A 17,418-nucleotide genomic window follows, 5' to 3' on the forward strand; every position below is an offset into this window, starting at 1 on the left:
TTCAGACTTATGAAACACCTTATAAAAGGGAGATCTGTCGTTGAAAATTTTTCTCATTTTTACTCGCTTACTTCTTCCAGAAAAGCAAGCGAGTAACCCTAAAAGCTTGCTGTTGAATCTGATTCAACAACGTATTATCTGTTGATTTTATATCGTAAGTTCTTAATAAAGGACCAGTTAATGAAAATCTAGCGATACAGAACCTGCAGAAGTGCGTGCATCTATTTTTTTGCCGCCACCATTTATTGTTCCTTGAGCCAAAGTTTTTTTAGATGTACCCGAAAAATTACTAGCGGAAGGAAGGCTGACGCGTGATCCTTTGAGGTTTATGTTGTATTTTCCTTTTGGTACCTTAACCCGCACGCTACCACCCGATGTAGCCAATACCATATCATCCGATAGCGTATCCATATCCATATTGATACTTCCACCACTTGTGTGCGCATCAATCGATCCTTTTAGATTCTTCCCATTAATCGATCCACCGCTAGTAGCAACCCGGATATTACCAGAACAATTATCCAGCGTTATGGAACCTCCTGAGGTGTTGAGTTGGAGATCACCCTGGCTGTTGCTTGCATTGATACTTCCGCCCGAAGTCTTACCTGTAATGTTTCCTGATAACGATCTAATTTGTAAGCTGCCACCCGAGGTTTGGAACATTTGATTGCCATTCAATGCACTTAACTGTATACTACCTCCAGCGGTTTTCAGATTGCTATTGACCGATTCGGGGACGGTGACATAGAAAGCTACTGAGATCGGATTGTTACCACTTTTTCCACTTTTACGTTTAGCAGATGCTGTCAATTTTCCAGCCTCTAATTGAATGGTTACGTCAAAGTGCTCATTCAATATTTTTTCTAGATCAGCCGAGGAACCGAGGATGTTGCCATTGCGAGATATCCAGATTTCCACCGAAGCAGATTCTTTATCTGATCCATTTACTTTGATGGCCCCTCCTGATGTGCTGACTTCGAGATCTTTGATTTTGTTGTTCTGAAAAGTTTCTTTACGTATCATTTTTTGACCGAAAGAAACTTGTACCAACAGTAATAATACTGTGGTCTGAATAAACCTTTTCATATAAGTGTTTTATTAAAAATATACTTGACTATTTAGTCCCTTGTTAAAAAATTATAAGGACAATACATGGAATGAAAATATACAATTGCTTTGCCACACTGATTATTAGTTGGTAGTCAGTGTTTTACTATTTTTATTTTAAGCAGTAACTGTTCGTTATTGAACAGTTAACGTTCAGTTCTGGACAAAGCGCACTTGGTATCAAATTGCGCCGAGACAGCTCAGTAGAAAATTGGTGATCGTAGCTCATCCTATTCATTTTTCAGGCTATCCACAGGATTAGTACGAATCACCTTTAGTGTTTGGAAACTGATTGTTCCCAAGGCAATGAAAGTCGCACAGCATCCAGCTAGCATAAAATATCCCCAGCCAATCGCAATTCGGTAATTAAAATCAGCAAGCCATTGGTTCATTGCCCACCAAGCAATTGGTATGGCGATGACAATTGCGGCAAACACCAATTTCATGAAATCTTCAGATAATAATGTTAATATACGGATGTTACTTGCGCCAAGAACTTTTCTGATTCCTATTTCCTTAGTCCGTTGTTGCGTGATATAAGTAACCAGTCCAAATAAACCAAGGGAAGCAATACAGATCGCGATTATTGCAAAGCAGGTGAATATATTTTTTGTTCGTTCCACATCCCGATATAGCGACTCAAATCCCTCATCCAAAAAACTGTAATTTATTTTTTGATTAGGACTAAATTGGTTCCATACTTTTGTGATAGCCATCAGCGTTTCATCCATATGTTGCGGTTTTACTTTAATGGTCAGCAGCGTGGGGCTATCGCGCAATACTAAACCAATGGGGGCCATTCCTTCTCCTTTTAGAGATTCGAAAATGAAATCATCGACTACGCCCACGATGGTCCAAGTTTCCCCATTGGTGATTTTTGTACCTATTGGATTCTTGATACCCAGTTCTTCAATCATTTTTTTGTTGACGATTATACCCGAACTATCTGATGCCATTTGTGGGTTGAAATTGCGACCTTCTACCAGCTGGATGCCAAAAGTGGCCAGATAATCAGCATCTATTCTCCAGAACTGTCCCTGAGTTGCTAGATCCAGCTCTCGCTTTCCCTCTAGCCAAAAAGGGTTACCATTTCTTTTTACCCCGTCGATGGGTACCGGAAGGTATTCGCCAATGGAAACGTTGTTTACCGAAGGGATATTCCTGAGTTCATTTTTAAGGGGTGTGAGTTGGTCGGTTATTGTATTTAATCCTCGTAGTACGATCAACTGATCTTTGTTGAAGCCCAAATCCTTCTGTAAGATATATTGAATCTGCTGGTTACTGATCAATGCACCGATGATCAGAACGATGGAAGTTGTAAATTGAAAAATGACCAGGCCATTGCGCAACAAAGAATTGCGAGGATTGCTCACCGATTTACTTTTTATAGCAGATATAGGCTTAAAACTAGAGAGATAAAGCGCAGGGTAAATACCTGCAATTAAACCAATGACAACAGTCGAAAGAATCAAGCAGGGGACAAAATACCACGTTAGCCAAGGGATTTCAATGGTTTTGTTCGCGAGGTTATTAAACAAAGGGAGCAATAGGTAAGCCAAGAGTAAAGCAAGAAGCAAGGATAAGAAGCTATAGGTCATTGCTTCAGATATAAACTGCTTGATTAAGCTTTTTCGATCAGATCCAATTGTTTTACGAATGCCGATTTCCTTTGCTCGAGTTGCGGCATTAGCTGTTGATAAGTTAACGAAATTAATACAAGCAATCATCAGGATAAAAAATGCTACTGCAGCAAATGTCCATACCATGCGAATATCGCCACGACTCAAAGTAGAAACCTGATCGTCCTCGATATCCGATGAATGCAAATGGATATCCAGAGCAGGCTGCAGGTTGATTCTGATTTGATGGACGATGGGACCAATTTTTCGTCCCGCTTTAATGAGTTCTGGAATATAGTGCCCTGTGATGTAATTTTTGAAAATTTCTTCTTCCGCAAGTTTAACATTTGCCTGAGGTTTCAATTTAACGTAGATGGTGTAATTATTGCTAGTCCACTTGATCTGTTCACCTGGATAAAATGGTTCTCCAGCCAAGGACATAAAGTAGCTATAACCAGACAAGGTAGAGCTACTAGGTATATCATCGATAACACCTGTTATGGTATAAGCATTGGATTTATTGTTATTTAAATAAATCTGTTGACCAATAGGATTTCCTTTGAAATATTTAGCAGCTTTACTTTTTGTTAAGACTAAAGAGTTTGGCTTATCCAGTGCATGTTGCAGTTGCCCATATTGCATTGGAGAGGGGAACATGTCCAATATAGACTGATCCATATAGACAAATCCATCATCGTAATAAATGTCCGCAGCTTGGTTTATCGATAATTGATTACTCCCCGCACCAAATAGCGGATTGGAAAGTATTCGACCCGATGTTTCGATAGCAGGAATTTCCGCCTTTAATGTTGCTGCCCCAGGAGCAGAAAGCGATACCCAACGATTGATTTTATTACCTTCCGGCGCTTGGACAATAAGACGGTAAACCCGATCCATTTCTGGATAGAACTTATTGTAACTGGTTTCATGTTTAATATAAAGAACGATCAGGATACAGATCGTAATACTAAAGGCAAATCCACCAATTTTGATGCTGGAATATAATTTATTCTTTGTGATATTTCGCCAAGTGATTTTAAGATTATTTCCAATCATTAGGATAGCGTTTACTTAGAAAATCTCATACTACAATTGAAATGATGAGTTATAGTTCATCAAACAATTGCATTGCCAAATATGTAGTTTACTGTTTATTAGTGTGTTGTGGTTTATTTGGGATGGGGTTTGTACGATATCGAACAGTTTTCGTTCGGTATCGTACAAATTTTTATTTAAGATACTTGCGATATCATCTGATTGGATAGTGCATTACTTTATTTTAAAATTCTGCTATCCGTTCCTATTAAGTTAATCTAAATCTTTTAATTGTAGGTCTTCACATAATCTAAGCATCATTTCATTCGGGTCACTATCCGTAGCTAGCGCAATGAGATACATTTCATCCAATCGCAATTTTGCGGTTTCGTTCATCGTAAGTTCATTGATACGCGCCTTACTTAATCCGGTCTTACGTGCTACCATCGATTTATTGACTGATTTCTTTGCTAAAATTTCTCCGAGTTTTGTCATTATAATACCTTTTATTATCAGTTCATCTGTATAGATAAAATTACATAATGTTATTATTAAATATACAATCGTTTTTGATATTCATATTTATTATAGCTATTTGTATAGAATAACCATTCAGAAAGATATGATTTCGGAAAAAAATAGAAAGAAATACACAACCTACTCATCGCGAAGACTATTTACAGGATTAGCTCGAATAACCTTCAATGTTTGGTAACTGATTGTGACAATAGCAATAAGAATAGCTGAAAAACCTGCCAGTATGAAGTATAACCAATTTATTTCTATGCGATAGTTAAAGTCCTGTAGCCAAGTATCCATCGTCCACCAAGAAATAGGAACAGCAATTACAATAGCAATAAATACTAATTTTATAAAGTTGCTGGAAAGCAGTGTTAAAAGCCCTATGCTGCTCGCTCCAAGCACCTTCCGGATTCCGATTTCTTTTGTACGCTGTTGAGTGATATAGGTAGCGAGCCCAAATAAACCCAGTGATGCAATAAAAATAGCGATAAAAGCAAAGCAGGTGAAAATATTTTTTGTACGTTCAACATCCTGATATAAACTTTCAAAACCTTCATCTAAAAAACTATAATTGATTTTTTGACTTGGGGAAAACTTGTCCCAGACTTTGGTAATCTGAGCAAGAGATTGATCTATATGACCTGCTTTAACTTTTATGGATAGGAGAGAAGGACTGTTTCCAAGCACTAAAGAGACTGGTCCAGATTCTTCTTTTAGCGATTCAAATATAAAATCATCCACCACTCCGATGATAGTCAAAGACTGGCCGTTATTTATTTTTTCTCCGATTGGATGAGTGATTCCCAATTGTTCTACAAGCTTTTTGTTAACAATAGTCGCAGAACTGTCTGAGGCTAATTTGGGATTGAAATTACGCCCTTCAGACAACCGCAGTTCAAAAGTGGATAAATAATCATCATCAACGAGCCAGACTTGCCCTCCTCTAGGAAGTTCCACGTCTTTTTTATCATCAAGTGAAAAAGCATTACCATTACGTTTCACACCATCAATAGGTACAGGAAGGTAGTCTCCCACAGAAACATTAGAGATATAAGGAAGGGATTTTAATTCATTTTTTAGGCTACCTAAATCTTGAGATAAGGTTTTAAGTCCACGCAATACGATGACCTGATCTTTACTGTATCCGAGATCTTTATTCAAAATAAAATTGATCTGTTGATTTGCGACAAGTGCACTCACGATTAGAATAATGGAGGTTGCAAATTGAAACGTTACAAGACCATTGCGTAACAAAGAACTTTTAGGATTAGATTGCTGTTTATTTTTTAATGCTGAAATAGGTTTGAATCCAGAAAGATAGAGTGCGGGATAAATACCCGCTATACTTCCAATGAATATCAAAGCAACAAGGAGTGTTGGAATAAAATACCAGCTAAATATGGGGATGTCCAAACTTTTATTAGCGAGGTTGTTAAATAAGGGCAACAGTACCCAGGCTAATATTAGGCCAATGATCAAAGAGATTAAGCTATAGCAGATTGCTTCGACCATAAATTGGTCAATTAAGGATTTTCGGTCAGAGCCAATCGTTTTACGAATACCAATTTCTTTAGCTCTTGTCGCTGCATTTGCAGTAGAAAGATTTATGAAATTGATGCAAGCTATCAGCAATATAAAGGCCGCAATAGATGCAAATGCCCAGATCATTTTAATATCCCCCCGATTGAGCGTAGATACCTTGTCATCACGAATACCTGAAGAGTACAGATGGATATCAACAGCATTTTGCAATGTCATTTTTAGCTGATGAACGTAAGACCTTATTTTACCTCCTGCCTTCAGCGTTTCGGGGATCAGATGACCTTCGATGTATACTTTTTGAATAATGCTTTGCGTCTGTTCTGGATCACTGTTTTCTTTCAGTTTGACATAAACGGTATAGTTTGTTGCCATCCAATTATTTTGCTCACCAAGATAAAATGGCTCGCCTGCCAAAGACATAAAAAAAGTATAGCCGTATAGCGTTGAATTGCTCGGGATATCATCGATGACTGCGGTAATCGTATAAGGTTTTGATTTATCATTGTTGAGGTAGATCTGTTGACCAACTGGGTTATCCTTGAAATATTTAGCAGCTTTACCTTTTGTCAAGACAATTGTATTCGGATTGTCCAGAGCATGATCCAATTGCCCATAAATAATTGGCGAAGGAAACATTTCCAAAATCGATTGATCAACATAAACGAATCCATCGTCATAATAGTTTTCGGGTTTGGACCCGAGCGTCAATTGATTACCTCCAGCACCAAAAAGCGGATTAGGTAATATACGACCCGATTGTTCTACTGCCGGAACCTCATCTTTGATTGCTTTTGCAGCAGGTGCGGTCAAAGATAATCCCCTCATTACATCGTCCCCATCTGGAATTTGTGACACGATACGATAGATCCGATCTACATTTGGATAAAACTTGTTATAGCTCGTTTCATGTTTAATATATAAAACAATAAGGATACAAATCGCGATGCTAAATGCAAAGCCACCAATCTTAATACTGGAATACAGCTTATTTTTTGTGATATTTCGCCAAGCGATTTTAAGATTATTTACCAACATAACAATTACGAATATTTAGAAAATCCCATCCATCTTACAACAAGGATTATGTCTTATAAAGACAATAGCATTGCCAAATGTATATCTATTTGTGTATTAATAAGTTACTATTTATGTAGGGTTGGTATTTGTACGATATTGAACAGTTTACGTCCATTATCGTACAAACCTGTTAGAATAAAATATTGAGCTATTTGAAAAATTGCGTACCATTTATCGTCAGTTCATGGATGCGCTTTGCTCAGTCCAGTCTTGCGTGTAACTATCGATTTATTGAAGGAGTTTTTCGCTAAAGTCTCTCCTGATTTAGCCCTGATAATACTTATTAAAGTCTATTTGTATGTATAGATAAAATTATTAAATGTTATTTTTAAATATACAATTGTTTTGAATATTGCCGCATATTATGTTTCTTTGTATAGAATATCTATAATGTTAGTCTATAGATACTAATGCAGTTGTGGAAGTCAGATTTACTTGTACACTGTTGATGAAAATTTACATCGAATTCTAAAAATCTTAAGCCGTAGGAAAACACCAATTATAAACCGCCACTCCTCAGTCGGTTTTTGCACTTTTTTAATTAGTAGCACCTACGGCTTTTTTTATTCATCCCTTAACTTTTCAATAGGATTAAACCGTGTAGCTCGGTATATAATGCCTATAATCAATGTACCCAGTAATAAAGTCAAAAAGCCCAATGGGAGCAAGTAAGTCATGAAATCAATATCAATCCGGTTACTGTAATTCTGTAACCAAATATGCATCAATAAATAACTTAAGGGTATTGTCGCAAACAATGCTAAAACAAAAATCATATAAAACTCCTTAGAAAAAAGTAAAATTAAATGGACAGCAGAAGCACCTAGCACTTTGCGTACTCCAACTTCTTTATTGCGTAAATTAATGGATAAAGTAATCAACCCGATGATACCCAATGAAACAATTAATAAGGATGCAATAGTGGCGACTTGCGAAGCACGCTGCAACTGGAGTTCCGTCTCATATAGTTTTTGGATGCGTTCATCCATAAATTGATATTCAAATGGTGCATCAGGAAGAAGCTCTTTCCACTTTTCAGCTAAGGCCGACATAGAAGAACTCAGATTTCCTGGTTTTAAGCGGAAGCTTAAATATCGGAACTGCATTGATTTGTTAATATCGATCCAGGCAAGAGCTGGAGTCTCTTCCAACATCGAATTTGGAATAAAATCTGCCGTTACACCCGATATGGTGACATGTTGATGGGCATCATCCAAACTTATTGTTTGACCAACAGCGTCTTCGGCATGTTCAAAGCCTAATGCATGCAGTGCTTTTTTATTGATGACAACATAGAAATTTTTCTTATTGTCAGCCGTATTTTTCGAGAAAAAGTTTCCTGCTAATACTGGAATCTGATAAGTCTGAGCAAACTGATCATCAGATAGAATAATCTGAGTATGGACCTTTTTCTCTGCTTTACTGTTCATCAATGTCCCGGTATTTCCTCCTACAAATCCTGGAATTTCATAAGAAAGACTTAAAGACGCAATTTGTGGAAGTCTCCGGAATTCATCTCGTGTAGTCTCCATCTTTTTAAGCCCCTGTTCACTCCAGTCTCGTGGCACTTGTACCGCTAATAACGATTCTTTGTTATAGCCTAAGTTGCCATCTATAAATAAATTGATCTGTTTAGATATGATGATGGTAGCCATTAAGATGATGATGGCAACGGCAAACTGAATAAAGATGAGGACTCGACGGACGATTTGTTTGCTGTTATTTCTTGTGAATTTGTTCTTCACAGATGCTAGAATACCATTGCTAGATAATTTGACAGCAGGGTAGATGCCCGCTAAAAGACCGACTATACATGCGAAGAGGAATAGAAACATAAAAAACTCAAAAGGAAGAGCCGTCAATGCAGGTAACTTACGCATAAAGATACCTTCAAAAACAGGAGCAACTAAAATATATAGCGGAAGACTAATGGTCACCGCAACGACGAGTGTGATGATATATTCGGTGAGCAATTGCCAGATAATCTGGATACGGGATGAGCCCATTACTTTGCGAATCCCGATTTCTTTTAGACGCGTGAAGTTCTGACTGATTGAAATATTAATAAAGTTGATCACAGCCATCAATAACACGAACCCAGCTATCCAAAATAATGTGGAAATCATTTTTCGGATAGCGCCGTTGTTATCATCAAGAAAATAGCTTGTTAAAGGTTTGATATCTGGAGCATAGTTTGCTGAAAATTCTCCATCCGTATTGCGTTTCACAAGGTCTACAATAGGAGCGCGCAATTGATCGGCAGAAACACCTTTTTGCAATTCGATAAAAGAAACAATATAAGGGTTATGCCAGCTGTCGATCGATCTTCCAAAATACGTTTCGCTTGCTATTGGTAAAAAAAAATCGCTCTTTGTCGCTTCGTTAAAGTGCATCACCGAATTTTGCGCACTAGCTTTAATAACTCCGGTGATGTTGAATGGATGCTTCTCGCCATTGAAATTTTTTATCTCCAGTGTTTCCCCCAACACATCTACTTTCCCAAAATATTTAATAGCCGCCTTTTCTGTTATGACTACGGAGAAAGGTTTTGTTAAAGCGGTGTTCGGGTTTCCTTCAAATAAAGAAAAACCAAACATATCCAATAGCGTGGCATCACCAATAGTTGTTGCTTCCTGAAAAACTTGCTGACCATTGGAAACGATACATGTCAACCCATCGAACCGATAATAATTGGCCACTAATTGTGGATATTCATCCTTCAACGCTTTTGGTAAGGCACCAATACTGGTGAAAGGAATACCAAAACCTTCTTGTTTATATTGACTCTGAAGTATGTATTGCTGCTCCTTGTTACGTACCTGACTATTAACTTGATGCACCTCCCATACATATGCACCGACCAACATAACAAAAGTAATGCTACACAGGAGACCTAACAGGTTGATTAAACTTTCGTACTTGCGCTTTATGATGTTGCGCCAAGCGATTTTTATATTGTTGTTTAGCATAGCAGTCTTTTTAGATTATTCATCACGCAAACTATCAACAGGGTTGCCAAGTGCTGCTCTTATCGCTTGGTAACTGATGGTTACTAAGCTGATGATAATAGCCATAAGACCTGCAATGCCAAAATATTGCCATTGGATTTCAATGCGATAGCTATAATCTTTCAACCACATATCCATCGTCCACCACGCAATAGGAGAAGCAATTAGTATAGCGATAATCACCAATTTGAGAAAGTCAGTCGAAAGTAATGCCGTAATTTGAGCAATACTAGCCCCCAGTACCTTCCGAACAGCAATTTCTTTCATACGTGTTTCCGCCATATAGGCAATTAAGGCAAATAATCCCAAACAAGAAATAAAAATGGTCAAGCCTGCAAAAAGCATAGAAATCGTACCAATGGATTGTGTTTCTTTAAATTTTGTTTCAAAATTTTTATCAATGAATTTATATTCAAAAGGGTAATCAGGATTGAATTTTTTGAAAATAGCTGCTATCGTTTTTAAATTGGTTGCGGTATCATTGTTTGGATTTAATCGGTAATGAATATTTGTAAACCAAGACCTAGGACCGAATATAACCATAGGTATGATTTCATCAAACGGAGATTCAACAATAAAATCTTTAATTACACCAACTACAGTCCAGTCTTTACCGTCGCCATTGATGGTTTGACCCAACGGATTTTGTAAACGCATCTTCCGAACAGCAGTTTCTGTTAACAGCATTGCATTGCTGTCGGTCTTATATTTGTATACATCAATATCACGTCCCGTCACCAGTGTGAATCCCAGGTTTTTCACGGCATCAGCATCGGTACTGAAACGATTGAAAGATATTTTTTTATCACTTTCATTACTTCCAGGCCAGCTGAATCCCCAGCCATTACTGTAGCGATCTGTCACAGGAGACATGTTTTTCGATACCGAAAGTACGGCATTGCTGGCTAGTAATTCATTACGGAGACTCAAATAATTCTTGTCTAGTTCTCCCGAAAACCGTGACGTTAGTAATCCATTATCATTATACCCCCGATCGCGATCCTTCGTATGTCGGATCTGTTGGGAAACGATTATAGTTGCTATAGTCAAAATAATCGCGAGTGAAAATTGTATGATTACTAAAATGGAACGCACGCTGATACCTTTATTATAAGTGTTCAATTTTCCCTTCAGGGTTTTCAATGGTTTGAATGCGGAAAGGAAAAATGCGGGATAACTTCCTGCTAAGACACCCGTCAGTAAAGTGAACCCTATTAAAAATAGCCAAGTGCTTCCTGATAGCACGGATATCGTGAGGTTTTTTTCAACCAAATTGTTAAAAGCTGGTAGGACCAATAGGATGCAAATGATGGCAACGATCATGGCTGCAAAACTGATTAAGATACTTTCTACAATAAATTGAAAAATTAAACTTTTGCGATCAGCACCTACCACTTTGCGGACACCCACTTCTTTGGCTCTTCTTTCAGAACGCGCTGTACTTAAGTTCATAAAATTGATGCAGGCTACAAGCAAGATAAATGCTCCAATCCAAGTAAATAAATGAACCAATTGAATACGACCTGCAGTATATGCTCCATTTATGCTTTTATTATATAAATAGGTGTCTTTGTATGGGAATGCGAAAATCTCATTTGTTGACTTAATTTTATTGTTGCCTACGTTTACATGTTTTTGGCTAACAAGTTTGATCTTGTTATTAAATTTTGATAGAGACGTCCCTTCTTTCAGTAAAATATAAGTATAGGTCGAATTATTGGACCAGTTTTCGTCAACAAATCCTAATTTTTTCGCAAAGTCCCATGATAGGAGATAATCAAATTGGATACTGCTATAACTTGTAGGATCTTTAATTACAGCCTGAACTGTGACCAAGTTATCGGATTCTATTTTAATAGATTTTCCTATAGGATCTTCATCTCCAAAAAGAGATTTAGCATATTTTTCAGTGATTACAACTGAATTGGCATCTTTAAGAAGATTCGTTTTGTCTCCTATTACCAAAGGGTAACTAAACATCTTAAAAAAACCAGGATCAACAAAACTGGCACTGGATACTAATTTTTTGTTACCATAAGTTGTTAAGAATTCATTGCCATCATCTATACGGCTAAAACTTTCAATTTCTGGAAAATCATTTTTTAAGGTAGGACCCATTATTTTGGGCGTATTGGTCCACGCATGTATCTCCCCTTGGTAAGTGTCGTGATTACTGATGATGTAGAGTCTGTCGCTCTTCTCATGAAAGCGATCCATGGTCAACATATTCTGTAGCCACAATGCGATGAGCAAAGCACCTGCCATGCCAATAGCCAAGCCAATGATATTGATGAAAGAAAAAGTTTTATTTTTTAATAAATTACGCCAAGCGATTTTGATATAATTTTTAATCATGGTTTTCTCTTTAGCTTATTAATCATATGAGTTCACAGATACTATTGCGCTACAATTTACTTACAGTTGAAATTTACAATACCAATCTTCAATCCATTTATATAACTATCTGCTGGTCAAATGCTAACAATTAATTACAGAAGGTTTAAGTGTTCGATTTCGAACAGTGTCTGTTCAAGACCGAACAACGCTAATCTTCTGATTGTATTACTCATCACGTAAACTTTTTACAGGATTTGAAAGCGCAGCTTTTATCGATTGCATGCTTACAGTAACAATTGCCAAAGTTAAAGCAGCTAAACCTGCTAAAACAAATACCGACCATTGCATATCGATGCGGTAAGGAAAATCCTGTAACCATTTGTACATGGCCCACCAAGCGATAGGAGAGGCAATAAGAATCGCGATTAGAACTAACTTGATAAAATCTTTTGATAGCATACCCGTAATACCTGATACAGATGCTCCCAGTACTTTCCGGATACCAATTTCTTTCGTGCGCAGTTCTGTGATATAGGACGCTAAACCAAATAACCCAAGGCATGAAATAAAAATAGCCAAAGATGAGAATATGAATGCGAGTTGTGCTGTTTGCTGTTGCTCTTTAAACTTGGCAGCAAACTGTTGGTCGACAAATTTGTATTCGAAAGGATAGGCTGGATTGAATTTTTTGAGAAGCTGTTCCATTTGTTTCAAATTCTGTTCCATGGAAGACGATACATTGGTACGTACGACCATATTAAACATCCATTGTTTTGTTGGATAGATGAGTAAAGGTGTTACTGGACTATAAGGCGAACCACTAATGTAATCATTTACTACCCCTACGATAGTAAATGTCTTATTCCCCCATTTAAAGTAACTTCCAATGGGATTTTTTAATTTCATTTCTTTGATGGCAGTTTCATTTACCAATACAGATGCACTATCAGCTGCCAATCGTTCATAATCAATATCACGGCCTTCCAATAATTTTAATCCAAGCGTTTTTACAAAATCACTTTCTGCTTTGGAGATATTAAATACGATTTTTTCACCCTGTTCAGGCGTTGACCCCTCCCATGAAAAACTACCACTGGCGCTTGACGCATTATTGGTAATTGACCATCCGGTTCGTGTTACAGCTTGCGCAATGCCCTTATTGATCAATTCAGATTTGAGGACCTCATAATTATCGTTCATATCACCCTCCATAGGGATTTCGATAAGTTGCGAGGCTGAATAACCAACGTCGCGTTTGCCTGCATATTCAACCTGCTTACGTATAATTAGAGTAGCAATAATCAAGACAATGGCAATTCCAAATTGAAAAATAACTAGTATTTCACGGAAATTGAGATTAAATTTTTTAGAATTTCCAAATACTTTCAATGATTTAATGGGTTTGAAAGAGGATAGGACAAAGGCAGGGTATAATCCTGCCAGTGCTCCTGTTAATAGTATAAATCCGATTAAACAAGCCCAAATCATAGGATCAGCTAGCGAAAATTCCAATGGTTTGTCCAATATCTTATTGAATAGCGGAAGTACCAAGGTCGTTAAAGCTAGAGCGAGAATTCCTGAAATGAAAGAAAGTAAGACCGATTCCATTAAAAACTGTGTGATTAAACTGCTGCGTTGAGCACCCACGACTTTACGTACAGCTACTTCTTTTGCTCTTTTTTGGCTCCGAGCGGTACTGAGATTAATGAAATTGATACATGCAATCAACAGAATCAGTAGCCCAATGCCAGCAACTAGTTTTACCTGGTCTATCTTACCACCAACGGGGATGCCCTGTTCAAATTTTGAATACAGGTGCATTTTGGATACGGGGTATAAGAAGAGCGATCCTTTCAGTTCATTACTCGTTTTATTGGCTATGATATTGACGAGTTTTTTATTGAAAGCAGTGACATCTGTTCCATCTTTAAGTTGTATGTAAGTTAAGAATGTATTCGTATTCCAATTAGGGGAATAGCTATCTGCCTTGCTCAAGGGAATTAAATAGGTGAAATTAAAATCGGTATTGCTAGGCAAATCCGCTATGATTCCGGTTACTTTATAAGGTTCTTTATTGTCTAGAATAAGGGTTTTGTCCAATGGATCTGTATCGCCAAATATATTTTCCGCGAGGCTTTTGGTCAAGACGATATTTTTCGGATCCCCAAGAGCTTGATTTCGATTACCTTTCAAGAATTTAAAATCAAACATTTGGATAAAAGATGCGTCAACCTCAGTTCCTTTAGATTTGATTTTTTTATCGCCAAAGGATAATAATCTATCCGTGTCCCAATACATGCGAGCAGTATGCTCCACTTCGGGATATTCGGCTATTAGAGCGGGAGATGCTTTTCCCGATGTGATATTCTGCAGTCCGATTTCTCCTTCATCCTCATATTTGTTCCAAAGTCTATAGAGATTGTCTTTATTGCTATAGAAATTGTCAAATTGAAATTGATTTTGCACCCAAATGCCAATAAGCAAGACTGCAGTCATTCCAATGGCTAGTCCTGTGATATTGATAGTGGCATATCCTTTGTTTTTCCAAAGATTACGCCAAGCGAATTTGATATAGTTCAGTCTCATGGATTGTAATGCATTATGCCTTTTGCTAGTGTTTATTAGCTAGAAGCGATAGTTTAATCGTTAAGTTAAGGGTTCACAGTGATGAAAGACAATTGCATTGCCATAGTTATAATGTATTGATTATTAATAATTTGTTGTCATTCACCCACTTTCGAGTTGTTCGAAAACGGACAGTTGATCGTTCGTTCTCGAACATGCTCCCTTATTTATTCTTTAAAGAGTCAACTGGATTTGCCAATGCTGATTTAATGGCCTGAAAACTTACGGTCGCAAGTGTTATCAATAAAGCGAGGACACCCGTCACAATAAAAATAGACCAGTTTATAGAAATACGATAAACATAATTTTCTAACCATTTCTCCATAAATAGGTATGCTAATGGTGCGGCTATAGCAAAACCAATTATTGTCAGCCAAATATATTCAGTAGAAAGCAATCGCCACAAACTCAGTTCGGAAGCCCCAAGTACTTTACGGATACCAATTTCTTTCTCGCGTTGTTCAGTTAAGAAAGAAACAAGCGCATATAGTCCAAGACAAGAGATTAAAATTGCTAGGCCGGTAAACAGGCTGGTCAGACTTCGAATCATCTCCATCTGCACGAACTGTTTAGCGTAGGCTTGATCCGTAAAAGTATATTCAAATACAAGATTAGGATCTATGGCAGTGAACATCTTTCCGATAGCCTTGAGCGTTTCACTTTGATCCTTCCCATCTTTTAAGCGAAGAGTAATCTTATTTCTAGGCAGGAAGTCTAAGAAATAAACGGTTGGTATTATAGATTTGAAAGGAGATTGTGAAACGGTATTTTGGATAACACCCAAGATTTTATAGGTATTTCCCCGTTTCGTTATTTCTTTGCTCGTCAATGAAGTCAATCCCATAAATTTTGCGGCAGCTTCATTCAGAATAACACCAGCGGAGTCAGTCTTGAAATCTTTGGAGAAGTTTCTACCTTTTATAAAATCCCATTGTACCGTATTTGCAAAATTTTCATCTACAGTAGAGATACCCATTATTGAACCCGCTATAGGGTCGTTGCCTTCCCAAATAAATCCACCACCCGATAGTCCAAGGTTATTGACAAAGTTGGAAGAAAGTGTGGCTTCCTGAATGAGACTTTCATTTTGTAGGTTCCGCTTAAGGACGTCAAAATTTTTGATGATTTCTGAACTGCTGCTTGTTACATTAACTAAATTATGATTGTTATAACCTATCGGTCGATCTTTGACATGGTATAATTGCTGTATGACCAGGTAGGTAGCAATCATCATAAAGATAGAAATAGCAAACTGAACCACCACCATGACTTTGCGCGGTTGAAACCTTCCTTTGCTGAACTGCAGTTTTCCCTTAAGTGCAAGGATTGGATTGAATGAGGAAAGAAACAATGAAGGATAAATGCCTGCTAATAATCCAAGCAGTATAATCGCAACTAAAGATATACAATAAAATAGCGGAGAATTCCAAGGAAGTTCAAGTTGAGCTTGTGTAAGTTTATTTATCCAAGGTAAAAGCAAAAGGGTGAATAATAAAGAGAAGATATAGGCAACACCTACCGAACATATCGATTCCACCAAAAAACCTTGAATGAGCTGTTTTCTATTGACCCCTATGGATTTAAGGACGCCAATTTCTTTACCTTTTTTTAGACTTCTAGCCGTACTGAGATTGATAAAGTTGATACAGGCCAATGCGAGGATCAAGATACTGATAAGGGCAAACATCCAAACATATTGAATCTGTCCACCATTATTTTTACCATTTTTAAAAGACTCAAATAGATGCCATTTTGCCATGGGATGCAGGAGTATTTCTGGCTTGATATCCGTAAGTTTCGTTTTGAAAAAATTCGTTAGCTTTGATTCAAGTGAAGAAATAAGCGCGTTGTTGGATATCTTAACATAGGTATTAAAGTAGCAATTGTTCCATCCATCTGAAATCCCTTCATTTTTTTGCAAATAGTCTGAAATTGGAAGTATATAGTCCAATCCGTAAAAGGTGCTGTTATTAGGTAAGTCGGTATAAACACCTTTTACCTGGTATTGCTCCTTTCCATTAAACTGTACAATTTTTCCAATAGCATTTTCATTTCCAAATAAACGAGAGGCCAATGATTGTGAGATAATGAATGTATTAGCTCGAGTAGGAGTAGAGATTTCTCCTTGTGTGGCTTCAAAACTAAAAATTTCGGTAAACTTCCCTAAAGTATAGAACCCGTTTGCAGTTAGTTTTTTGTCACCAACTTTCAAACTGCTATTTTCTAAACCTGTCGTCAAGGTGACTTCCTCCATTTCATTTTTATAATCAGATTCGATCAGTTTTGCCAACGGAATCGGTGTTGACGGGTCGGTCGATATCTCATTATTGAAAGTGCCGGTAACCATGACTTGATATATGCTATCATAGTTCTTAAAGTTTTTATCAAAGGAAAACTGTTTCCATATCCAAAGCGTACTTACCAATGCAACGGTGAAACCAAGAGCAAGACCGATAATGTTGATCGCTGCATGTAATGGACTAATTTTTATATTACGTAAGAAAGTTTTGAAAAATAGCTTTATCATAATTTTTGAACAATTATCT

At 37.3% G+C, this 17,418-nt stretch carries 8 protein-coding genes; all 8 read right to left on the bottom strand.

The features are described from left to right. Positions 1–177: 177 nt before the first annotated feature. On the bottom strand, positions 178–1,086 hold the full coding sequence (locus tag ACFX5U_RS02540; protein ID WP_038696015.1) for a DUF4097 family beta strand repeat protein: 909 nt from the start codon (positions 1,084–1,086) through the stop codon (positions 178–180). Between the two features lie 251 nt (positions 1,087–1,337). Continuing rightward, entirely contained in the window at positions 1,338–3,782 is a 2,445-nt protein-coding gene (locus ACFX5U_RS02545; protein ID WP_400262410.1) for an ABC transporter permease, read from the bottom strand. A 252-nt stretch (positions 3,783–4,034) separates the two neighbouring features. Continuing rightward, positions 4,035–4,256 (bottom strand): helix-turn-helix transcriptional regulator, encoded by a 222-nt coding sequence (locus ACFX5U_RS02550; RefSeq protein ID WP_038696019.1) that lies wholly within the window; start codon positions 4,254–4,256, stop codon positions 4,035–4,037. 162 nt (positions 4,257–4,418) lie between these two features. Further along, positions 4,419–6,860: an ABC transporter permease gene (locus ACFX5U_RS02555; protein ID WP_400262411.1), complete on the bottom strand. Its 2,442-nt coding sequence runs from the start codon at positions 6,858–6,860 to the stop codon at positions 4,419–4,421. 605 nt (positions 6,861–7,465) lie between these two features. Further along, entirely contained in the window at positions 7,466–9,871 is a 2,406-nt protein-coding gene (locus tag ACFX5U_RS02560; protein WP_400262412.1) for an ABC transporter permease, read from the bottom strand. Between the two features lie 15 nt (positions 9,872–9,886). Continuing rightward, positions 9,887–12,265: an ABC transporter permease gene (locus ACFX5U_RS02565; RefSeq protein WP_400262413.1), complete on the bottom strand. Its 2,379-nt coding sequence runs from the start codon at positions 12,263–12,265 to the stop codon at positions 9,887–9,889. Positions 12,266–12,472: 207 nt separating this feature from the next. After that, positions 12,473–14,833 (bottom strand): ABC transporter permease, encoded by a 2,361-nt coding sequence (locus ACFX5U_RS02570; RefSeq protein WP_400262414.1) that lies wholly within the window; start codon positions 14,831–14,833, stop codon positions 12,473–12,475. 202 nt (positions 14,834–15,035) lie between these two features. After that, complete coding sequence (locus ACFX5U_RS02575) at positions 15,036–17,399, bottom strand: ABC transporter permease (RefSeq protein ID WP_400262415.1); 2,364 nt, start codon at positions 17,397–17,399, stop codon at positions 15,036–15,038. Positions 17,400–17,418: the final 19 nt, after the last annotated feature.

This window comes from Sphingobacterium sp. SG20118 (genome assembly GCF_044740685.1).
In the GTDB taxonomy this organism is placed as follows: domain Bacteria; phylum Bacteroidota; class Bacteroidia; order Sphingobacteriales; family Sphingobacteriaceae; genus Sphingobacterium.